17 protein-coding genes, 1 tRNA gene and 2 pseudogenes are annotated in these 20,286 nt (G+C 71.0%); 15 read left to right on the plus strand and 5 right to left on the minus strand.

Annotated elements, in window-relative coordinates; all coding sequences use genetic code 11:
* The 4 genes and pseudogenes from tmk to G3I42_RS25415 form a co-directional block, all read left to right on the plus strand.
* Positions 1-2,508, plus strand: a 2,508-nt coding sequence (tmk, locus tag G3I42_RS25400; RefSeq protein WP_164289650.1) for a dTMP kinase, incomplete at its 5' end; no start/stop codon positions are given.
* A 174-nt stretch (positions 2,509-2,682) separates the two neighbouring features.
* Complete coding sequence (locus G3I42_RS25405) at positions 2,683-3,888, plus strand: DNA polymerase III subunit delta' (RefSeq protein ID WP_164289652.1); 1,206 nt, start codon at positions 2,683-2,685, stop codon at positions 3,886-3,888.
* Positions 3,889-3,995: 107 nt separating this feature from the next.
* Positions 3,996-5,610: pseudogene (locus G3I42_RS25410) on the plus strand (alpha/beta hydrolase).
* 85 nt (positions 5,611-5,695) lie between these two features.
* Positions 5,696-5,769, plus strand: a tRNA-Thr gene (locus G3I42_RS25415).
* 122 nt (positions 5,770-5,891) lie between these two features.
* On the opposite strand, the gene G3I42_RS25420 is transcribed toward G3I42_RS25415, so the two are convergent.
* Together G3I42_RS25420 and G3I42_RS25425 are read right to left on the minus strand one after the other, a co-directional pair.
* Positions 5,892-7,502, minus strand: a complete 1,611-nt coding sequence (locus G3I42_RS25420; protein WP_164289654.1) for a site-specific integrase — start codon at positions 7,500-7,502, stop codon at positions 5,892-5,894.
* A 5-nt stretch (positions 7,503-7,507) separates the two neighbouring features.
* Positions 7,508-8,200, minus strand: coding sequence for a helix-turn-helix transcriptional regulator (locus tag G3I42_RS25425; protein WP_164289656.1), 693 nt, complete (start codon positions 8,198-8,200; stop codon positions 7,508-7,510).
* A gap of 129 nt (positions 8,201-8,329) precedes the next feature.
* Between G3I42_RS25425 and G3I42_RS25430 the strand changes: the two genes are divergently transcribed.
* The 5 genes from G3I42_RS25430 to G3I42_RS25450 all read left to right on the plus strand — a co-directional run bounded on the left by G3I42_RS25430 (position 8,330) and on the right by G3I42_RS25450 (position 13,948).
* Positions 8,330-8,524, plus strand: a complete 195-nt coding sequence (locus tag G3I42_RS25430) for a hypothetical protein (protein WP_164289712.1) — start codon at positions 8,330-8,332, stop codon at positions 8,522-8,524.
* Positions 8,525-8,757: 233 nt separating this feature from the next.
* Positions 8,758-10,062 carry a DUF3631 domain-containing protein gene (locus tag G3I42_RS25435; RefSeq protein ID WP_164289658.1) on the plus strand — a complete coding sequence of 435 codons (1,305 nt, stop codon included), beginning with the start codon at positions 8,758-8,760 and terminating at the stop codon, positions 10,060-10,062.
* A gap of 409 nt (positions 10,063-10,471) precedes the next feature.
* On the plus strand, positions 10,472-11,323 hold the full coding sequence (locus G3I42_RS25440) for a DUF2637 domain-containing protein (protein WP_164289660.1): 852 nt from the start codon (positions 10,472-10,474) through the stop codon (positions 11,321-11,323).
* Between the two features lie 328 nt (positions 11,324-11,651).
* On the plus strand, positions 11,652-12,212 hold the full coding sequence (locus G3I42_RS38480; RefSeq protein WP_164289662.1) for a plasmid mobilization relaxosome protein MobC: 561 nt from the start codon (positions 11,652-11,654) through the stop codon (positions 12,210-12,212).
* Positions 12,209-13,948 (plus strand): relaxase/mobilization nuclease domain-containing protein, encoded by a 1,740-nt coding sequence (locus G3I42_RS25450; protein WP_164289664.1) that lies wholly within the window; start codon positions 12,209-12,211, stop codon positions 13,946-13,948. Before G3I42_RS38480 ends, G3I42_RS25450 begins: the two co-directional genes overlap by 4 nt.
* On the opposite strand, the pseudogene G3I42_RS25455 reads toward G3I42_RS25450, so the two are convergent.
* The 3 genes and pseudogenes from G3I42_RS25455 to G3I42_RS25465 all read right to left on the minus strand — a co-directional run bounded on the left by G3I42_RS25455 (position 13,911) and on the right by G3I42_RS25465 (position 16,460).
* A pseudogene (locus G3I42_RS25455) lies at positions 13,911-14,735 on the minus strand (WbqC family protein). The gene G3I42_RS25450 and the pseudogene G3I42_RS25455 overlap by 38 nt on opposite strands.
* Positions 14,677-15,345 (minus strand): YdcF family protein, encoded by a 669-nt coding sequence (locus G3I42_RS25460; protein WP_164289666.1) that lies wholly within the window; start codon positions 15,343-15,345, stop codon positions 14,677-14,679. Before G3I42_RS25460 ends, G3I42_RS25455 begins: the two are co-directional and overlap by 59 nt.
* Before the next feature lie 14 nt (positions 15,346-15,359).
* Positions 15,360-16,460 (minus strand): helix-turn-helix domain-containing protein, encoded by a 1,101-nt coding sequence (locus tag G3I42_RS25465; RefSeq protein ID WP_164289668.1) that lies wholly within the window; start codon positions 16,458-16,460, stop codon positions 15,360-15,362.
* A gap of 153 nt (positions 16,461-16,613) precedes the next feature.
* Here G3I42_RS25465 and G3I42_RS25470 point away from each other — a divergent pair, with 153 nt between their 5' ends.
* The 6 genes from G3I42_RS25470 (at position 16,614) to G3I42_RS25490 (ending at position 20,282) form a co-directional block, all read left to right on the plus strand.
* Positions 16,614-17,045 carry a hypothetical protein gene (locus G3I42_RS25470; protein WP_164289670.1) on the plus strand — a complete coding sequence of 144 codons (432 nt, stop codon included), beginning with the start codon at positions 16,614-16,616 and terminating at the stop codon, positions 17,043-17,045.
* A gap of 11 nt (positions 17,046-17,056) precedes the next feature.
* On the plus strand, positions 17,057-17,458 hold the full coding sequence (locus G3I42_RS25475; RefSeq protein WP_164289672.1) for an ATP-binding protein: 402 nt from the start codon (positions 17,057-17,059) through the stop codon (positions 17,456-17,458).
* Positions 17,455-18,021, plus strand: a complete 567-nt coding sequence (locus G3I42_RS25480) for a hypothetical protein (RefSeq protein ID WP_164289674.1) — start codon at positions 17,455-17,457, stop codon at positions 18,019-18,021. The genes G3I42_RS25475 and G3I42_RS25480 overlap by 4 nt, the downstream gene beginning before the upstream one ends.
* A 22-nt stretch (positions 18,022-18,043) precedes the next feature.
* A complete protein-coding gene (locus G3I42_RS25485) occupies positions 18,044-19,174 on the plus strand; it encodes a radical SAM protein (RefSeq protein ID WP_164289676.1) in 1,131 nt (376 codons plus the stop codon).
* Positions 19,171-19,338 (plus strand): hypothetical protein, encoded by a 168-nt coding sequence (locus G3I42_RS37120; protein ID WP_009067805.1) that lies wholly within the window; start codon positions 19,171-19,173, stop codon positions 19,336-19,338. Before G3I42_RS25485 ends, G3I42_RS37120 begins: the two co-directional genes overlap by 4 nt.
* Positions 19,339-19,415: 77 nt before the next feature.
* A complete protein-coding gene (locus G3I42_RS25490) occupies positions 19,416-20,282 on the plus strand; it encodes a GNAT family N-acetyltransferase (protein WP_164289678.1) in 867 nt (288 codons plus the stop codon).
* Positions 20,283-20,286 lie beyond the last annotated feature (4 nt).

Raw genomic sequence — 20,286 nt, forward strand, 5'->3', positions numbered from 1 at the left:
GTGCTGCACGCGAGCGACCTCGGGGGCGGCCCCGTCGCGTACGGCCTCTTCGTGCTCGCGCTCGTCGGCGGCACCGCGCTCGGCATCCGCGGCGCGCGCTCCGTGCTGCCCGCGCTCTCGCGGCGCCGCCTGCTCGCGCTCGCCCTCGCGCTCACCGGGCTCTCGCTGCTGGTCGCCGGGCTCGTCCCCGACATCACCACCGTCCTGCTGCTCCTGCTGCTCGCCGGTCTCGCGGCGGGTGTCTCCGCCAATACGGCGCACGCGCTGCTCGACCAGGAGACCGAGGAGCCACGCAGGGCCCGTACGGCCGAGCACCTCCAGACCGTGGCGCGCCTGACCGCCGCGCTCGCCGCCGTCGCCGCGCCGGTCGTCGCCGCCTTCATCGGCCCGCACCGCGTGGAGAACGGCAAGTTCACCTTCGACCACGCCGGTGCCTCGTACACCCTGATGCTCGTCGGCGCGCTGCTCCTCCCGGTCGCCGCGCTCGTCCTCGCCAAGACCGACGACCGCGCCGGCGTGCCGCTGCGCCGCGATCTGCGGGAGGCCCTGCGTGGCGGGGAACCCGCGCAGGCGGCCTCGACGACCGGTTTCTTCATCGCCCTGGAAGGCGGCGACGGCGCGGGCAAGTCGACGCAGGCCGAGGCGCTCGCCGAGTGGATCAGGGCCAAGGGCCACGAGGTCGTCCTCACCCGCGAGCCGGGCGCCACGCCGGTCGGCAAGCGCCTGCGCTCGATCCTCCTCGACGTCTCCAGCGCCGGTCTCTCGCACCGGGCCGAGGCGCTGCTGTACGCGGCCGACCGGGCCGAGCACGTCGACACCGTCGTACGGCCCGCGCTCGAACGCGGCGCGATCGTCATCAGCGACCGGTACATCGACTCCTCCGTCGCGTACCAGGGCGCGGGCCGCGACCTCTCGCCCGTCGAGATCGCGCGGATCTCCCGCTGGGCGACCGGCGGCCTCGTACCGAATCTGACGGTGCTCCTCGACGTGGCCCCCGAGGCCGCGCGCGAACGCTTCACCGAGGCGCCCGACCGCCTGGAGTCCGAGCCCGCCGAGTTCCACGCGCGGGTGCGGGCCGGGTTCCTCACCCTCGCGGCCGCCGCGCCCGAGCGGTACCTCGTGGTGGACGGGGCGCAGGAGCCCGAGTCCGTCACGCGGACCGTGCGACACCGCCTCGACCAGCTCCTTCCCCTCTCCGAGGCCGAGATCAAGGCCCAGGAGGAGGCGCGCAAGGCGGCCGAGGAGGAGGCCAGGCGCAAGGCCGAGGAAGAGGCCGCGCGCAAGGCGGAGGCGGAGCGCCAGGAGCGGGAGCGGCAGGAACAGCTCGCGAAGCTCCGCGCCGAGCAGGAGGAACGCAAGCGTCGCGAACTGGAGGAGGCCCGGCGGCAGGAGGAACTGCGCCGCGAGGAGGAGGCCCGCCAGCGCGAGGAGGAGGAACGCCGCCGCGCCGAGGAGGAGCAGCGCAAGCGCGAGGCGGAAGCCGCGGCCCGCGAGGCCGAGCAGGAACGGCTCCGCAAGCAGGCCGCCGAGGAGAAGCGGCTGCGCGAGGAGGCCGAGCAGCGCCGTATCGAGAAGCAGCGCAAGGCCGAGGAGGCCCTGCTGCGGGCCGAGCGGGCGCGGAAGCTCGCGGAGGAGCAGGAAGCGGCGGCCCGCGAGGCGGAGGAACGGGAGGCGGCCCGGCAGGCCGAGGAACGGGAGGCCGCGGAACGGGAGGCCGCAGAGCGGGCGGAGCAGGCGGAACGGGAGGCCGGTGGGTCGGCCGGGTCCGCTGGGTCCGTCCCCGACAACGAGACGACCGTGCCGACGCCGGTCGTCAGCTTCCACAAGTCCGAGGCGGTACGGGACGAGCCCGACGCCGTACGGGACGAGGCGCCGCGGTCCGGCGGCGGCTTCGCGGCGGGCGACCAGGACACCACGGTGTCCACCCCGGTCGTACGTCCCGGCGCCGAGGACGAGACGACGGTGCTGCCGCAGTACCGCGAGCCGGCGGATGCGGGGCGCGACGGTGCCGAGGACGAGACGACCGTCCTGCCGCAGTACCGCGAGACGACGGATACCGGGCGCGAGGGCGCCGAGGACGAGACCTCGGTGCTGCCGCGGTACCGGGAGCCCGGAACCGCGGCCCCCGGCGCTGCCTCGCGGGCACCGGCGGACAATCCCGCGGACAGGGTCCCGCCCGGGTTCTTCCGCGACGAGCGCCCCGGCCCGCCCCCCGGCGCACTCGGCCCCGACGACCGTACGCGCGAGCTGCCCCAGGTCGACGAGACCGGTGCCCCGCGCCGCCGCCCCCGCCCCGCCTGGGCCGAGGAGACGCCGCTCGACGACCTGCCGACCCTCGCGGACGAACTCCTCGGAGCGCACTACGAACCCCGCGAGCGGCCAGGGAACGGGACCGGTCCCGACGCGGCGTCCGGCTCGGGTCCGGGCTCCGGTTCCGGCGCGGGCTCCGGCTCCCAGGAGAAGGAGCGGAAGCGCCGAGGCTGGGGCGGGCGCGGGCGGAAGGACTGACGTCACCGGGCGAGCCCGTTCGCTTCCCGCCCGGAAGGGCTGACGTCACCGGGCGAGTCCGTTCGCTCCCCGCCCGGAAGGACTGACGCCGCCGGGCGAGCCCCGTCCGCTCCTCGCTTGTCAGAGCCTTCGCCCACAATGGAGGGCGGGGTACGACGAAAGGTGCGGTGACCGATGGCGGTCTGGGACGACCTGGTGGGCCAGGAGCGGGTGAGCGCTCAGCTCGCCGCGGCGGCGAAGGACGCCGACGCGCTGGTCACGACCGTCGCCGGGGGCGGGCAGGCGGCGGCGGGCTCGCGGATGACCCACGCCTGGCTGTTCACCGGGCCGCCCGGTTCCGGACGGGCCGAGGCGGCGCGGGCCTTCGCCGCCGCGCTCCAGTGCGTCAGCCCGGACCGGGCCCTCGGCGGGGAGCCCGGCTGCGGCTTCTGCGAGGGCTGCCACACGGCGCTCATCGGCACACACGCCGATGTCGAGTTCGTCCGTACCGACCTCCTGTCGATCGGTGTGAAGGAGACGCGCGACCTGGTGCGGCGCGCGCAGCTCTCGCCGGCCACCGGGCGGTGGCAGGTCATCGTCCTGGAGGACGCCGACCGCCTCACCGAAGGCGCGGGGAACGTGCTGCTCAAGGCCGTGGAGGAGCCCGCGCCCCGTACGGTCTGGCTGCTCTGCGCCCCCTCGCTGGAGGACGTGCTGCCCACCATCCGCTCCCGTTGCCGCCACCTGAGCCTGCGGACGCCCCCCGTCGACGCCGTCGCCGACCTCCTCGTCCGCAGGGACGGCGTCGATCCGGCGCTCGCCGCGTCCGTCGCGCGCGCCACCCAGGGGCACATCGACCGCGCGCGCCGGCTCGCGACCGACGAGCGGGCCCGCGCCCGCCGGGCGGCGGTGCTGAAGCTCCCGGTGCGGCTCGGGGACGTCGGTGCCGGGCTGCGCGCGGCGCAGGAGTTGATCGACGCGGCCGGGGACGACGCCAAGGAGGTCGCGGAGGTGACGGACGAGAAGGAGACGGAGGAACTGCGGGCCGCGCTCGGCGCCCAGGCCGGCGGCCGGCTCCCACGCGGCACCGCCGGGGCGATGAAGGAACTCCAGGACCGGCAGAAACGCCGCTCGACCCGTACCCAGCGCGACAGCCTCGACCTCGCGCTCCTCGATCTCACCGGCTTCTACCGCGACGTGCTCGCGCTCCAGTTCGGCGCGGGCGCGGAGATCGCCAACGAGGACGTACGGGACTCCGTCGAGCGCATCGCGCGGGAGAGCCGCCCGGAATCGACCCTGCGCCGCATGGAGGCGATCGGTGCGTGCCGCGAGGCACTCGCGAGGAACGTGGCGCCCCTGCTGGCGGTGGAGTCGATGGCGATGGCGCTCAGGGCGGGGTGAGTCCGTCGTGGGCCAGACCATGGTGTGTCCGCTTGTGGTGACGGGGGAACAGGAGCACGACACGCGCGGATAGTAATCACTGCTTCGCACACCGTTAAGCTCGCCGCATGAGCCGACCGCCCCGCCGCCCGTCCCTCCCTTCCCGCGCGCGGTGGAGCGCCGGGCTCGCCACCGTCCTCGCGCTCGCCCTCGCCGGCGCCGCTCCGGCCGCAGGCGCGCCGGCCACGGACGGGAAGGCGCGGGCGGCGGAGCCCTCGTACGAAGCCCGCCTCGTCCCGTACTACGGCCAGCACCCCGACTGGCACCCATGCGGCAAGCCCGCCCCGCACCCCACCACCGCGCACCCCGCCCCCCGCTCGCGAGCGCGGCTTCGCCTGTGCCACCGTCCGCGTCCCGCTCGACTACGCGGACTCCGGCGGCGCCGAGGTGCGGCTCTCCGTCGCGCGCAAGCCCGCGAGCGGGCCCGGCGAGCGCCTCGGCTCCCTCCTGCTCAACCCGGGCGGCCCCGGTGGCTCGGCGGTGGACTTCCTGACGGGGTACGCGGGCGAGCACTACCCCGAAGCGGTACGGGCGCGGTACGACCTGGTGGGCGTGGACCCGCGCGGCGTCGGCCACAGCGCCCCCGTGCACTGCCTCGACGGACCGGCCATGGACCGCTGGGCCGCCACCGACCTCACCCCCGACGACGCGGCCGAAACGGCGGCGCTGCGCCGCTCGTTCCACGGCTTCGCCGACGCCTGCCGCAGCGGTACGGGCAAGCTCCTCGGCCACGTCTCGACGGCCGAGGCGGCACGTGACCTGGACATCGTGCGCGCGGTGCTCGGCGAACGGAAGCTCGACTACGTCGGCGCCTCGTACGGCACGTTCCTCGGCGCCACGTACGCGGAACTCTTCCCGCACCACGTCGGCCGCATGGTCCTCGACGGCGCCATGGACCCCTCGATCGACTCCCGCCGCCTGAACCTCGATCAGACGGCCGGCTTCGAGACGGCCTTCCGCGCCTTCCTGCGCGACTGCGCGCGGCGCGAGGACTGTCCTCTTCCCACCACCGAACCCGCCGCGAACCGCGCGCTCGCCACCTTCCTCGCCGCGCTCGACCGCGCCCCGCTCCGTACGGACGACGGCACCCGCAGGCTCACCGAGGCGCAGGCCACCACCGGCATCATCGCCGCCCTCTACACCGAGGCCGCCTGGCCCGCGCTGCGCCGGGCCCTCGCCGAGGCGAGCGGAGCGGACAAGGACGGCACGACGCTGCTGAGCATGTCCGACGCCTACTACGAGCGCGACGCGAACGGCCGCTACTCGCCCCTGATGGCCGCGAACGCCGCCGTGAACTGCCTCGACGCACCCCCGGCCTTCACGGGCCCCGCAGCGGTACGTGCCGCACTGCCCGACTTCGAGAAGGCATCCCCGGTCTTCGGCCGCGCGCTGGCCTGGACCGCCCTGACCTGCGCCGACTGGCCCCACCGGGCCACCGGCACCCCGCACCGCATCACGGCCCCCGGCGCACCCCCGATCGTCGTCGTCGGCACGACCCGGGACCCCGCGACCCCCTACCGCTGGGCCCGCTCCCTGGCCGCCCAGCTCACCTCCGGCCACCTCCTCACCTACGACGGCGACGGCCACACGGCATACAACAGGGGCAGCACCTGCATCGACACCACCCTCACCACCTACCTCCTCACCGGCACCCCACCCACCCCCCACACCACCTGCCACTGACCCCGGCCCCCCACCTGGTCGGAACCACCCCCGAGAACTGTGTAGACTTGCCGAGGCTGCTGCACCACCATGGAACAGCACACCAGCCGCCTTAGCTCAGTTGGCCAGAGCAACGCACTCGTAATGCGTAGGTCTCGGGTTCGAATCCCGAAGGCGGCTCCGAGAAACCCCAGGTCACATGCGCCGTGACCTGGGGTTTTCTGGTGCTCGGGACATGGCGGCTCACACGGCCGGGTTGCCGTGGCGTTGCTTGCGTGAGCGATGCGTGAGCGGAGCGGGGGTCAACCCTTCTTCGCGGTCTTCTTGGCCTTGGCCTTCTTCTTCCGCTTGGTCTTCGCCTTCGCGGCCTTCTTCGCTTCCTCGGCGGCCTGCCGGACCTGCGCTTCCCGCTCGGCCTTGCGCTGGAGAGGGACGAGCTTCGCGGTCGCCTCGGCGGCGCTCTTGCCTACGTGGGGGAGCACGCTCTGATAGATGTCGCGCGTGATCCGGGTATCGCTGTGCCCGAGGGTGTCCGACACGATCTTGATGTCGATGTCGGCGGCGAGCATGAGGGTGGCCGCGCCGTGCCGCAGGTCGTGCAGGCGGATCGGCGGGAGCCCGGAGGCGGCGACCAAGCGCTCGAAGAGGTCGGTCACCTTGCCTGGGTGGAGCCAGGAGCCGTCCTCCTGGGTGAAGACGTGGCCGGTCTCGACCCAGGCCGTGCCCCACTCCGTGCGGTCCGCGTCCTGGCGCTCGCGGTGCCGCTTCAGGACGCCCACGGTGTCGTCGTCGAGTGCGATCACTCGGTAGCCGCTGTACGTCTTCGGATCGGATGCCTCGACATCCCAGCCGTCCTGCACGAGCTGCGAGGAGACGGTGAGGGAGTGGGTGTCGAGGTTCGTCTCCGACCACGGCTGCCCGCACGCCTCGCCACGGCGCAAGCCCCGGAACGCGATCAGGTGCCACATGGCGTACAGCCGGTCCTCGGCGACGAAGTCAAGGAAGGCACCTGTCTGTTCCGGCGTCCACACCATCACGGGCGAGGGCTTCTCGCCGGTCTGCTCCCACTTGGCGACCCGCTCGTCGGTCCACACGAGCGCCTTGGGCTTGCGTACGGGGTCGATCTCGACGTGGGCGGCAGGGTTGAACGTGATGATCTGCTGGCCGATCGCGTCGTTCAGGGCGGACCGGAGCGTGGCCTTCACGCGCAGGCGCGTAGCGGGTCCGGTGACCCGCCGGAACGGCGGCATCGTGTCGATCGCGGCCTTCATGGCCTTGCGGCGGGCCCGGTTCTCAGCGCCCTTCCACGGCACCACTGCCAGCGCGTCGAGCGCTGCCCGTCGCTGGGCGTTGTGCTCCAGGATCTCGGTGTTGGCGTCGCGGATGTCCGCGAACATCTCGCTGAGGTGACTGACGCGCAACCGGTCCAGACGCCGCTGGCCGATGCGCGGCTTCAGGTGGACGCGGATGTCGGTCTCGTAGCGGTTGAGGCCGGACTTGCGTATGCGCTTGGCGGCCAGCCATCGGTCGAGCCACTCGCCGACGGTCAGGCTGCCGATGAGGTCCTGGCCGGAGCTGAGGCGGCGCCTCGTCTCCTCGACCTCGGGCAGGGAGGAGCGCTCGCGGCTGACCTCGGACAGCATCTCGGAGACGGATTCGGTGCCCTCGGGGTCGTCCGAGTCGGCCAGCCCGAGCAGGGCGCGCACGTGGTCGAGATCGGCCTGGGCGGCCTTGAGGCTCGCGTACCCGCCCCGGGCGAAGGAGCGCCGGCTGCCGTCCTCGAGGGGCGAGAGCTCCTGGCGCACGGAGTAGGTGCAGTGATTCCTGCTGTTGCGCTTGGGGCAGGAGGTGCCGAGTTCCTTCCCGGTCTTCGGGTCTCGGCAGGAGCAGCGGCGGTAGGTGGAACCCTTCAAAGGTCTTACTCCTCGGTTGTGTTGGGATCGCTCTCGGGTGGATCGACTACGGCGGCCAGGTCAGGCCACAAGTACGGGGGAGTGGCTCCTTCCTCCTCGATGAAGGCGCGGGCCGCGCGCAGGCGGTCGAGTGCGTCATCGGCTGCCTCGGCGGCATGTGCCTGATGCCGGAGGGCTTCTGCCTTCCGGTCGGCGTTCGGCGCGGTCTTGGCGTGGTAGCGGGCGTAGTCCTCGTCGCGGAGCGCCGTCCGTAGTTGCTCTTCGGCAGCATGGTGGGCGCGGAAGTAGCGGAGCATGTCGTCGTTCATGCCGAGATCGGTCTCTTCTCCGGTGAACCACTGCAGCGCGCTCATCGGGGAGGTGGAGTGCCTGAGTGGAAGCTGCTGGACCGAATCGACGTATCCGACGGGATAGATGAGGCAGACGGGCGGGGTCTCCAGTGCCTCGGCCAGGACCATGACGTCGACCAATGGCAGCGTGGAGCGCCGACCGGACTCCATGTTGGCGATCACGTTGCGCGGGATCGGGTGGCCGATCTCCGCGCACTTGTCAGCCAAGTCCTGTGCGCTCAAACCCAGTTCCTTTCGTCGTCGGCGAACCTCGGCAGCCACGGTGTGCATGACCTGATCCACCCACTCGGGGACGTCGTCCTCGTCTGCGGGCGTATTCGGTCCATTGTGACGGCGGCGTTGTGTCATGTAGACACATTAGCTTGCCTATCGTTGATTTCGGACCTGGAGACGGGCGCGGAGGTCGCGTTCGCTGTGGGCCCAGTCGTGGATGGAGTGCGCGTGAACGAGAACGAGGGTGTCAGTCGCTTGAAGGGGATGAGCCGCGACGAGCTTCTGGGGCTCCCGGCGGCTGTTGACCTGGAGACGGGTAACCGGGCACTTGGGCTGGGGCGGAGCAAGGGCTACGAGTTGGCCAAGCGCGGCGAGTACCCGTGCAAGGTGCTCCGGCTCGGGAACGCCTACCGGGTGGTGACCGCCGACCTGTTGGCTCTACTGGGCCTCGCAGCTTGAAGCGTCAGGCGGCCAATGGGTATTTCTGCGCTGAGCTGACACAGAATCGCTGGACTGTGCCACGGCGTGGACGTACTGTCCGTGGTCGCTCGCGGCACCGAAGTCCCCGCGAGAAGGGAAAGAGCCCCCGGCGGTGCAACGCCGGAGGCTCCAGGACTCCCCTGCAATCCCATGAGAACCGACCCGGCGGAAAGGGCGTGCAAGCCCGACACCGCCAGACGAGGAGCCGCCCAGTGCAACCCGAGAACCCTGACGCCTATTCCGCGCCCGCCCCGGCGGCGTGGCCCGCCACGGCCGTCCCCGGCCGACCCGGTGTCCACCCGCGCACCGAACCGGCCGATGAGACCGCAACGGGTCTGACCGTCGGTACGGCCGCCAGCGGCTCCGACGAGGAAGACCCGGCGAGGGAGCTGGAGTCCCGACCCGATACGGAGCCCACACCGGGCTCAAAGCTGCTGGACGAACTGCGTCTTCAGATAGCCCAGTTCGTCATCGCACCCTCGCCCGAGGCGCTCGACGCGATCACCCTGTGGGTGGCAGCCACACAACTCCAGCCCTCGTGGCAGCACGCCCCCCGCCTGGCGGTGGTGGGGCCTGCGAAGAGGTGCGGGAAGTCGCGACTCCTGGACGTGCTGACCGAGACGGTCCACGAGCCGATGCTCACCATCAACACCACCCCGGCGGCGATCTTCCGCTCGATCGACGAGGAGGAGCCGCCGACCCTGCTGGTGGACGAGGCCGACACCATCTTCGGACCGAAGTTCGCGGAGAAGAACGAGGAGATGCGCGGCCTGCTCAACGCCGGTCACCAGCGCGGGCGGTACGTCACGCGGGTCGTCGGCAACGACCACACCCCGCACCGGTTCGCCACCTTCGCCATGGCGGCCATCGCGGGCATCGGAGACCTGCCCGACACGATCATGGACCGGTCGGTGGTCATCCGTATGCGCCGCAGGGCCGAGGGCGAGAAGGTCAAACCCTTCCGCTCGCGACGCGACGTCCCCGCCCTGCACGAGATGCGCGACCGCATCCGTGGCTGGGCTCTCCCTCAGCTGGAGTGCGCCGCGCTCCTGGAACCGGACATGCCGGTCGAGGACCGAGCGGCGGACACCTGGGAGCCCATGGTGATCGTCGCCGATCTGGCGGGCGGTCACTGGCCGCGGCTGGCCCGCATCGCGTGCGCACGTATGGTCGCCGCCGAAGTGGCGGCCGAGGAGGACCACCCCAGCGGGGCGCGCATCCTCGCCGACATCCGGCGGGTCTTCTTCGCCCAGCGGGAAGCGGACAGTCTGTCCACCGAAGACCTTCTGCACCACCTGAACGCGGATGCCGAAGCACCGTGGGGCGAGCGAGGACGGTACGGCCTGACGGCCCGGGAGCTCAGCGCGATGCTGCGGGACTACGACATTCGCCCCGGCAACGTGCGTATGGCCGACAGGTCGCAGCGCAAGGGCTACATGCGCAACAAGTTCCTCGACGCGTGGCGGCGTTACTGCCCGACCGTGCACCCGCTGGAAACCAGCCGTAGCGGCGGCTGACCCCCTCCCCTGGCTGCCGTACTTGCCGTCCCTGCCGTGATCGCCCAGGTCAGGAGCCCCGGCGGCAAGACGGCAGCCGAGCCCAAGACGGCAACCGACGAGTCCCGGTCGGTCCCGACGACTACGGGATGACGCCCCGACACGTCTTGCCCCGTCCCAGGCGTCCTCACCGTATCGCCGCAGGCCACGGTCCTGCCTGCTGGGACGGCTGTCCCTACGCGGCCGTCCCGGCGCGGGAGAGCACGGACGCCCGGAACTCGGAGCGGCACCTCTCCCGAAGGCGGGATAAGACGCTGACAGCGCTCGCCCGGGGCGGCACATCGAAAGCGCTGCCGTCCCGCGCTGACCTGCGCCTGCAACGGCCGAGACGGCAAAGACGCCCCACACACCAAGCCCAGGAGCTTCCCCTTTGACCAGCCCGCACCTCACCACACCCTCACCGCAGCTCGGGGATGGCGCCCGCATCGAAGAACAGAGCCGGAAGCGCGCTGCCGCCGAACAGCTCGCGCTTGGCGCGGCGGGCGTCGTCATCATCGCCCTGACAGCCGGAGCCTTCTGGCTCTCCTACGCGCACCTCGCCGACGTGGCCGGCCAGCACGGGCTCGGCGCGTCCCGTATCCGTAGGTGGGCTTGGCCCGCCACCTTGGATGCCTTCATCGTCGCGGGCGAACTGCTCCTGCTGCGCGCCGCGCTGCGGCGTACCACCGACCCCTGGGCGATCGCTGTCACCGCATCCGGCGCGGTGGGCTCCATCGCGCTGAACGTCGCCGGAGTCAGCGGTACGGGCAATGCGCGTGTCCCGCTTCTCGACTACGTGGTCGCTGCAGTGCCTCCTGCGGCCGCGATGATCGCCTTCGGCGTCCTGATGCGACAGATCCACCATCTCATCGCACCGGCGGACGACTTCTCGCACGCCGGTTCCGCACAGGCATGGAACCGGCCGGTCGGCGATCCCGACGACAGCCGACGGCAGCCCGCCACCGCCGACGATCCGCACGCCCATGCCGCCGAGCGGACGGAACCCACTTCCGGGCTGCCGGAGGCCAAACCGGTCGGTGGTCGCCCGCCGAAGGCGACCATCGCGGAGCTGGCGGACATCGGCCGGTCCACCGGCCACCAGCACGGCAAACTCACGCGCGGCCTGCTCCGAGCGGCCGTGAAGGAACGCGACCTGACGATCGGGAGCGAGCGGCAGACCGAGGTCATGGAACTGCTTCGGCCGGAACTCGAAGCCGAGGGCATAGCCGTCTCCAAGCGATGACGCCGAACCCGATCGGGTGGTGACCGGAACCCGTCTGGTCACCACCCGAGCAGCGCCACCGACTCACGGGCGTCCACACCTGTGGACAACGCGATGGCCGTATCACCCAGGCCCCCCAACTCTGTTCGCCGAGCCGCCCTCCGGAGGGGATCCCTTGAAGCGCGACCAGCCCACGCCCCACAACTCCTCCGCTGAATCCACCGCCTCGCCGCAGTCCCTCACGCTGCGCTCGCGTCTGCGGCAGGCGTTCGGACGGGCGGCCCCGGGCGGAGCCAGTAGTACCCCGAGTCCGACTCAAGGCCGGTCTTCGGGGAGCTCCGCCCCAGGGGTGGCGGAGACGGCCCGGCGCCAGGGGGCGCCGGGCCGGGAGGCCGGGACCGAGGGCGGCCCCGTCCCGGACGAGCTCCATGTCGCCCAGCAGCAGATCCTCAACCCCGCACCTGCCGTCGAACCGACAGCCGATGAGCGAGCGGTGCAGCGTGTCCAGCCGGCAATCCGCCGTTTCACCGGCACCAAGCGAACCGTCCGTGTCGGCCCACTGCGTTTCACCGGCGACGAACACGCAGCCCTCCAAGAGGCCGCTGCGGAGCACGGCTACAAGGGGGATTCCGGTTTCGCCGCGGACATCGTCCTCGCCTTCCTCACCGGCCGGTTCACCGCCAACCTGCCCCTGTCCGAAGACCGCCGCCGCACCCACATGTTCCGCGCACAGGTGCTCCGCGAGCTGAATCGCATAGGAGTCAACATCAACCAGATCGCCCGGGCGCTCAACAGCGACCTCACCCTGCCCGACTTGCGTCACCGTCTCGACGGCCTGCACCGTCTTCTGGAACTGCTTGCCGAGGCCCTGTGTGAATCTGACGAGACCGGGAAGGAACAGGCCGCGTGATCGCCGCCATCAAGCCGGCCGGGTCCAAGACCCGCGGACTGCTCGCCTATCTCTACGGCCCGGGCCGACACGATGAGCACTTCGACCCGCATCTCGTGGCCGCCTTCGCGATGCTCGGCCTGCCTGACCCCGGCCGCGAGGAGAACGCGACTCTCACCGAACTCGCCCGCCATCTCGATGCGCCGGTCCGGCTGCGCAACAGCGAGTTCGGCAAGCCGGTCACCGACCATGTGTGGCACTGCGCCGTCCGTGCGGCGCCCGAGGACCGTCAGCTCTCGGATGTTGAGTGGGGCGAGATCGCTGGTCGCATCGTGGACGCGGCCGGTATCGCGCCTGCGGGTGACGACCTGGCCTGTCGCTGGATCGCCGTCCGACACGCGGACGACCACATCCACATCCTCGCCACCACCGTCCGCGAAGACGGTCGCCGTCCCAAACGCCACAACAGCGGGGTCCGCGTCGGACACGAATGCCGCGAGATCGAAAAGGACTATGGGCTAAGACAGTTGAAGAGGGGGGACGGAACGGGCAGCCGTCGCCCCGCACAGGCCGAGATGCACAAGGCCGACCGTCTCGGATGGGAGCAGACCACCCAACAGTGGCTGGAAGACCGCATCCGTGCCGCCATCCCACACGTCACCGACGCCGAGGAGCTGCTCACGTACCTCGAAGCGGACGGAGTTGCGGTCAAGCCCCGCCGGGGCCCTTCCGGCGACCTCCTCGGCTATGCCGTCGGCCGCCCCGGCGACGAGAACGCGAAAGGCGAGCAGATCTATCAAGCGGGCGGGAAGATCGCCCCCGACCTCAGCGTCCCCAAACTGCGGGTTCGCCTGGAGACCGCGACGTCCGAGGAGCACCCCACCGCGCGGCGCACCCAGCACACCACCCCCTGGCACCAGGCTACCGACGCCCTCGACAGCTTCCACGCCGAACTTACCGGCAGCACCGGGGATGGGCCCGGCGCGGACGCGCGGGCTCAGGCTCACCTTGCCTCGCTCGGTGAACTGATCGAAGCTACCGCGCAGCGCGCCCCCGCAGACCTGCGCGGCGAAATCCGTTCAGCATCGAGGGAGTTCGCCCGCGCCCAACGTTCACAGGTCCGTGCCGAAGACCGGGTCGCCGACACCGTGCGCCTCGCAGCCCGCGACATTGTCCACACCGCCACCGGACCGGAGGGCAGCGCGCTCGCGGCCCTGCTCGCCGCCATGATCTGGTCGGCCGTCCTCGCCCAGCGCTGGCACGAAGCGAAGGGCCACGCCCAGCAGTCTGCCGCCGCCCGTCGGGCCCTCGACCACCTTCAGACCGCCGTCGACCAGGTCCTCGCCCCCACGCTCGCCGAGCTGGAACTCCGGCTGCCGCGCGAAGAGACCCGCCGCACTCTGGCCCACGACGTGCGCACCGCAGTCCCCGGCCATGCCGAACGCATCCTCGCCGACGAGGACTGGCCAGCACTCGCGACAGTCCTCGCCGACGCGGAGGCGCGTGGCCACAAACCGCATCAGCTCCTCAAGGAAGCCGCCGAACAGCGCGAACTCGATACAGCCCGCCGCCCGGTCCGGGCCTTGATCACGCGCATCCAACACGTCGGCCGCGACCCCGTACGCAACCTTCGAGCCGAAGCCGCCCGGCTCCGCTCGACGCAATCGATACCAGCCGCCAGCGGTACGGGCTCGGCCCAGCCGCGTCCATCGGCGCCTGCTACCGCTCCCGAGCGAGGGGGCCACCCCCGGCGGTAGCGGCCCCGAGCGCGGCATGGTCGTCGGCAACCGCGCGGAGGCGGGCGGCTAGGGTGTCCGGGCCGAGAGCCGCCAGGGCGCACAGAGAGCTGAGCCGGCGTGCGGTCGACCAGATACCGGTGGTCGGGGGCCGGAAGGCGGCCACGGGAATGTTCCTGGCGGCGAACGGGGCGGGGTCGAGGTAGGTCATGCCGCCGGTCCCGCACAGGTACACGCGAGCGCCCGTCGCGGCGGCCAGGTCGGCGAGTCGCAGGGAGCGGCCCGGCCCGGCGGCCAGGAGGCTGCTCCTGAGTATCCGGCCCCGCCAGCCGAGCAGGTCGAGCAGCACGCGGGTGGAGGTCTCCGCGACCACTGCGGTCCGTCCGGTGGCGAAGGCGTCCAGCACCGGGTCCAGAGCTTGGGCGAGGGAGGACCAGTACGGGCCGGCTCCGAAGTTCTGCCGCAGCATTCCGGCGGTCCTTCGGCGGGCGAGTTCGGTGTCGTCGATCAGCGCTTCCCGGATGAGGGTGGATCGCCCGCTCGGGAGATGGGTGGGGATGGAGAGCCACTGCTGGCGGTCCGGCGTTTCGACGGCGGCGAGGCGCGCTCAGTGCTGGTAGTCGCGGCGGGTGAACTGCACGTCGTCCAGGACGATCCAGTAGTCCGCCGCGAACAGCTTGGCCAGCGTCGTCAGCCTCGGGAACAGGTTGGGTTGGTGGATCGCGCACTGGCCGCTGGAAGCAGGCCGCTCACGAGGCGATGAGGCGGCTGGTGAAGCCGGAACGAATGAGAGATTCGTACGCTGCATGTACGTCCTCAGGAACTTCCTGCTCGATGGCGAATCCGAGCTTCGGATACTCGATGACCCGCTGGAGGTCGCCGGCCAGCATGTCGAGAACGAGCTTCTCGTCCCCGATGCTCTTCAGATAGTCGTCGAACTCCAACCGCTCTGACGCGCACAGGAACTCGACATCGGGCCATAGTTTGCGGGCGGTCGCGAACGATCGCCGTTCCATGTACGGCTTGGAGACCAGCAGCACCGTGGCCGGACGGATACCGGAGGCGGCGAGGACTTCGCGGGAGAGCGTGATGTTCTCTCCAGTGTTGGCAGCGTGCGGTTCCAACAGGATGGCATCGGCGGGGACGCCCAGGTCGATGGCGTGCTCACGAAAGTGGATCGCCTCGCCCCGAGGAAAGACCTTGGCAGTGGTGGGGCTGTTGCCACCGGTGAATACCAGCGTCTCGAAGAGCCCGGCACGGTACAGCTCGGCGGAGCGGGTCGCGACGCCGAGATCATGGCTTCCCAGCCCGATTGCCACGTCGACAGGTCGCAGCTCGTGCTGCATCTGGTGGTAGTCCCAGATCAGCCTGGCCTGGTGCCACTGGTCCTCGGTGATGCCCTGCTGGTCGTTTCGCACGCGTTTCTCCCTGGTCACCGTTGCTGGGGGCCGGTCAGCCCCTCACCCATGGCCCTGATGCCCTCGATGCTGCGCAGTTGGTGCACGAGCCCGTACTGCGTGGCTATCCTGGCGGCCCGATCGAGGACGAGGACTCCATCATCCCGGGTCGCCGCATCGGAAAGCAGGATGTGGCCATGAGCGGTGTCCAGACGTACGCGTTGCATCGGTGAGTCGGTCGTCCCGCTGCTTCTGGCGATATCGATGAAGTGCAGGGCCTGCGAGAGATCGCCGACGCCACGGCGGGCCAGAGCGAGCTTCTGGTGGGCGACCGACCAGTCCTCCGGTTCGGTGAGGTCCTCGAACTCGCGGGTCGCCGCCTGCATGACGCGGGTCGCGTAGTCGTGCTCACCATCTTTGCTCAACGCCGTTCCCACCCACAGGCGTGCGCGAGCCCGGTCGCGGCGCGAGAGGCGGTCGTCGACGGCGAGGGACTCGTAGCTATGGGCAGCGACTTCCAGCTTGCCGGACATCTCGGTGACGACCGCGAGTGACAGATCGAGCTGGGCGACGCGGCGGGGGATGTCGAGCTGAGTGAAGACCGTCCGGGCACCGTTGTAGGAATGCTGCGCCGAGAGCGGGCCCAGAACGACGCCTTGATCGCGCTTGAGGTCGCCGAGCAAGGTGGAGGAGCGGCCGAAGAGGTACAGGCCCTTCTCATCCAGCTCGTGGGCCGTGAACCTGCCCAGCCACCGCGTGAGAAGGCTGTCGGCGAAGGCGAAGTCCTGCCGGGACAAGGCGATCACGACGCGGTCGAGGTCATCGGCCCATGACTCGTACTCCCACGCCCGGGGCCCGGAGGGGGTGACACGTCTGCCGGCGGTCGCGACGGAGCTGGCCATCTCCGACAGGAGCGTCTCGAAGCGCAGGTGGACCGCCGCGTCCGCCCGCCCGAGGGCCGTGTCGAGGATGGCCTGGGTATCGGGCCTCGGCTCGGTGGCGGCGAGCTTGCTCTCCCACTTGGACACGGTCGCGACCGCCAGGCCAAGACGCTCCGCGAAGGACCGCACGCTCAGCCTCAGGGCGAGCCGCAACGCCTTCGCCTCAAGCCCGGTCCAGTGATGCACGGTCGCCACGCTTCGCTCCCTTCCACCAGCCATCGAAGCAGACCCGAGGACGCGGCGGGACGGAAGTGGAACGGAAGTAGAACAAGCGTCGATTCCGTGCGAGTTGGGTCGCCGACATGCTCAATGCGTCACCACGAGTCGAGCCATTGGACGGTCCTGAACATGGAACCCCTCACCGAACACCGCCTGGTCAGCGGCCCGGTCGTCTACGGATTCCTACGGTTGATACGCGTACCTCGCGCACGGCAGAACGCGCTGGCCGCCTCGCTGGCCGAGTACTGCCGCGCCCACGAGCTGCGGCTGTCCGGTCTCTTCACCGATCGCGAGGCCACCGGGGCCGCTTCGGCGGCGTTCAACGGTCTCCTCGACGCGCTCGCACTGCCGGACGTCTACGGCGTCGTCGTCCCCGCCATGTCCCACCTGGGCCCGAAGTCCGTGGCGGTCGAACGGGGACACCAAATCGAATGCGCCGGGGCCCGGTTGTTGCTGGTCCGACGGGCGCGTCCCACGCCCTCGACCGTTCCCCGAAGCGGTCCCGTTCACCGCCCGCCCTCGGGCACCACCCGCGTCGTAGACGCCACGTCACTGTCATGAGGACCATCGCGATGACCAAGACGACCCAGCGGTTCTTCGAGTCCCGGCCCGAGTCGGTCGCCGAGGCACGGACGTTCACCGCCGAGGCCCTGACCAGCTGGGGCCTGCTGGACCGAGGCGACGACGTCCGCCTCTGCGTCTCCGAACTCGCCACCAACGCCGTGCTCCACGGGACGGCCCCCGGCCGAGGCTTCCTCGTGAAAATCGACGCCGACGACGAGGCCGTGCGCCTGGAAGTACACGACAGCCGCAGCCGACGCCCCCACCCTCGTCGCCCTGACGACACGGACACCGTCGGCCGCGGGCTGCTCCTTGTGACCGCGCTCGCCGACGGCTGGGGCGTGGAGGACCGCACCCCGCTCGGGAAGATCGTCTGGTCGTGCTTCAAAGCCTCGGGAAGGACGGCAGCATGAGCCTCGCTCTCATCCCACCGAGCCCCGAACTGCGCCTGCACGTGTCTCTCGCCGCCTGGACCTGGCAGGGTGCCGGACCGGACAACCGCGAGATTGCACGCATCCTGATCACGCACACTCCGGCCCCGACCAACGGCGGCACCGCTGCGACGACCGAGGACCACATGCGGCGCTTGTCCGGATGCCTCGGTGGACTGACCGGAGCCCGTGAAGTCATCCCGCGTCTCGGACGTCGTCTGCGGCTCGTCGGCGACCGCGCGCTGCTGCACGTGCCCGGGGCTTCCCGTCGACTGCCCCTCCCCACTCGCCGCTCCTGGAACGAACTGGTCGCCCGCACCGGCGAGGCGATCCTCGTGCTCGGTCTCGACGCGCTGCCACAGTCTGCGGACGCCGCTCGCCTCGACACCTACCTGGACGCCGCTCTCGCGGCCAACCGACTGCTGTTCGGGCGCATCCAGCTCTCGCCGTCGGTGCCGCGCGGTGGCGTCTGCCCGACCTGTGGCGGCAGCGGTACGGACCCGATCTCGGGCCGCGCGTGCCCGGACTGCTCCCTGCACTGCTGACCCCACCCGCGAAAGGAACGCCATGCACCAGCTCATCGCCGCCCCTTTCCTCGACGGCCACCTCCTGCTCCGCCCCGGAGCCCGATCCGGGGCCCGCATCCCGGCCACCCACTACGAGCAGCTCCGAGCCGCCGCCGTAAACGCCCAGCCCCTGCCGTCCTGGGCGGTCGACCTGGCGGCCGACGCCTGGGGCCTCGATGTCGACGGCGCCCCGACGAAGCACACGGTCCTGATCCGGGAGCCGTCCGCGTACGGATACTGCCGGGCCTCCTGGGAGATCAACCTCGGGTGCAACTTCGGCTGCAAGCACTGCTACCTCGGCGAACGGCCCTTCTCCAGCCTCACCTGGGAGAACAAGGTCGAGCTCCTCGACATCATGCGCGAGGCCGGCGTCATCTGGCTCCAGATCACCGGCGGCGAACCGACCATGGACCCGGACTTCCAGAACGCCTACCGGTACGCGTGGCTCAGCGGCATGATGCTCACGGTCTCCACCAACGGCTCCCTGCTGTTCCGTCCCGACCTGCTTCAGCTGTTCCGGGAGTGCCCGCCGTACCGCCTCGTCGTCAGCATGTACGGCGCGAGCGAGGAGTCCTTCGACGCGCTCACCCAGCGGCGCGGAGCCTGGAAGGCGTTCCGGCGGGGGATGGGCGCCGCCCGCGCCGCCGGGCTTCCGCTGCGTATCAATGTCGTCGTCACGGAGGACAACGCCCGCGAGGCCGACGCGATGGCCGCGCTTGCCCAGGAGTGGGGCGTGGAGCACCACGCGTACACCAACATGACCCCGACGATCTACGGCGGCGGCGAACCCCTCCTTGCCCAGTCCGCCGACCACCTCCGCCAGCGCGAACCGTTCGCGGGATGCAACGCCGGCCACACGTTCTTCCACGCCGACCCGCACGCCAAGGTCTCGATCTGCAAGGTCGGCCGCGAGGAGCAAATCGACCTTATGGCCGAAGGCGTCGAAGGACTGCGACGGCTCGGCACGATCGCCGACCGCCTGATGCTTCGCACCGGAGGGTGCGAGGGCTGCGCCCTGTCCGGCACCTGCCGGGTCTGCCGCCCCCTGGCCAAGCACTACCAGGAGGCGAAGGCGCCGCTGCACAGCTACTGCCAGCACGGAGACACACAGAAAGAGAAGGTGACCCCATGACGCCCGGACCCGTACCGGTACAGATCCTGACCGCGCCGCCCAGCAGCGCCCGCCGCGCGGCGCCCCCGGTGGCCTCGGCCGCCGTGACGCTCGTCGCGGACCTCGACGACGTCGTCGAGAGCGCCGAGTGCTCCTGCGACGCCGGCGACGACAACCCCTTCTGACCCGCAGCCGGCCCACGCGCTCCGGCCCGTCCACCGACGGGCCGGAGCGCCCTCACGTACAGCGCTAAGGTGACCGCATGGTCTTCCGCTGGGACTGGCTCCGCCCCGTGCTCACCGCACCGGTCGTGCCCACCCTCGGGCCTGTACACCCGCAGGCCCTGTCGGTGGACCTCTTCGAAGCCACCCTCCTTGTGGCCGCCGACCGGAGCTTCCTGCCGTACGACAAGGACCGCCGCTGGGGCGCGGAGAAGCAGGAGGCTGTCCTCGTCGACGATGTGGTCCATCACCCCGACCACACGCTCATCCCCACCCTGCTGACCCGCGGCGGGCGAACAGTGAAAGTCTTCGCCTACGGTCAACGAGGAGACGTGCTCGACCAGGCCGCCGAGCTCGCGGGAAAGCTCGCGGCAGTTCACGGAGCAGCCACTGCGCGCGTTGTCCGGCCGTTGGGCCCGGAGACGCCGCATCCTCGTGGGGTCCGCATCCAGCTCCAGGACTTCACGGCGCGGCACTACTCCCCCTCCGTTGGCCCCGTCCGGCGGCTCGAAGACTGGCCCCTCCCCGTCCGCCGCACCTTCACCACCTTCGCCCAAACCATGGCGGCCGACGGCTTCGCCTTCCTCGACCGGCAGATGAGGGCCAAGGGATGCGGCCCGGTCCTCGTGGCCGTGCTGGAGGACCGTGTTGTCGGTGCCATCGGCCCCATGGAGATCTGCCCCGACCCCACAGGCATGGCCCAGCTCATGCCGCAGTACTTCGCCGTAGACCCTGACGCGCGCGGGCACGGTCTCGGCCGGCACTTGTGGCGTGCTGCCATGCACTGGGGCCAGACACACGGCGCGACCTACCAACTCCTCCAGACCGAAGTCGGCGGTGCGTCCGACCACCTTTGCCGCAACGAAGGGCTCACCATGCTGGGCTTTCTGCACGCCAGGACGGTCTGACACG

The sequence above is a fragment of the Streptomyces sp. SID11385 genome (assembly GCF_010548245.1).
Lineage (GTDB): Bacteria > Actinomycetota > Actinomycetes > Streptomycetales > Streptomycetaceae > Streptomyces.

Bases quoted from the DNA above. Each gene is read 5' to 3' on its own strand.
- G3I42_RS25475 (WP_164289672.1), top strand. From the start codon at position 17,057: ATGACCAAGACGACCCAGCGGTTCTTCGAGTCCCGGCCCGAGTCGGTC.
- G3I42_RS25485 (WP_164289676.1), top strand. From the start codon at position 18,044: ATGCACCAGCTCATCGCCGCCCCTTTCCTCGACGGCCACCTCCTGCTC.
- G3I42_RS25470 (WP_164289670.1), top strand. From the start codon at position 16,614: ATGGAACCCCTCACCGAACACCGCCTGGTCAGCGGCCCGGTCGTCTAC.
- G3I42_RS25405 (WP_164289652.1), top strand. From the start codon at position 2,683: ATGGCGGTCTGGGACGACCTGGTGGGCCAGGAGCGGGTGAGCGCTCAG.
- G3I42_RS25430 (WP_164289712.1), top strand. From the start codon at position 8,330: ATGAGCCGCGACGAGCTTCTGGGGCTCCCGGCGGCTGTTGACCTGGAG.
- G3I42_RS37120 (WP_009067805.1), top strand. From the start codon at position 19,171: ATGACGCCCGGACCCGTACCGGTACAGATCCTGACCGCGCCGCCCAGC.
- G3I42_RS25490 (WP_164289678.1), top strand. From the start codon at position 19,416: ATGGTCTTCCGCTGGGACTGGCTCCGCCCCGTGCTCACCGCACCGGTC.
- G3I42_RS25425 (WP_164289656.1), bottom strand. From the start codon at position 8,200: ATGACACAACGCCGCCGTCACAATGGACCGAATACGCCCGCAGACGAG.
- G3I42_RS25480 (WP_164289674.1), top strand. From the start codon at position 17,455: ATGAGCCTCGCTCTCATCCCACCGAGCCCCGAACTGCGCCTGCACGTG.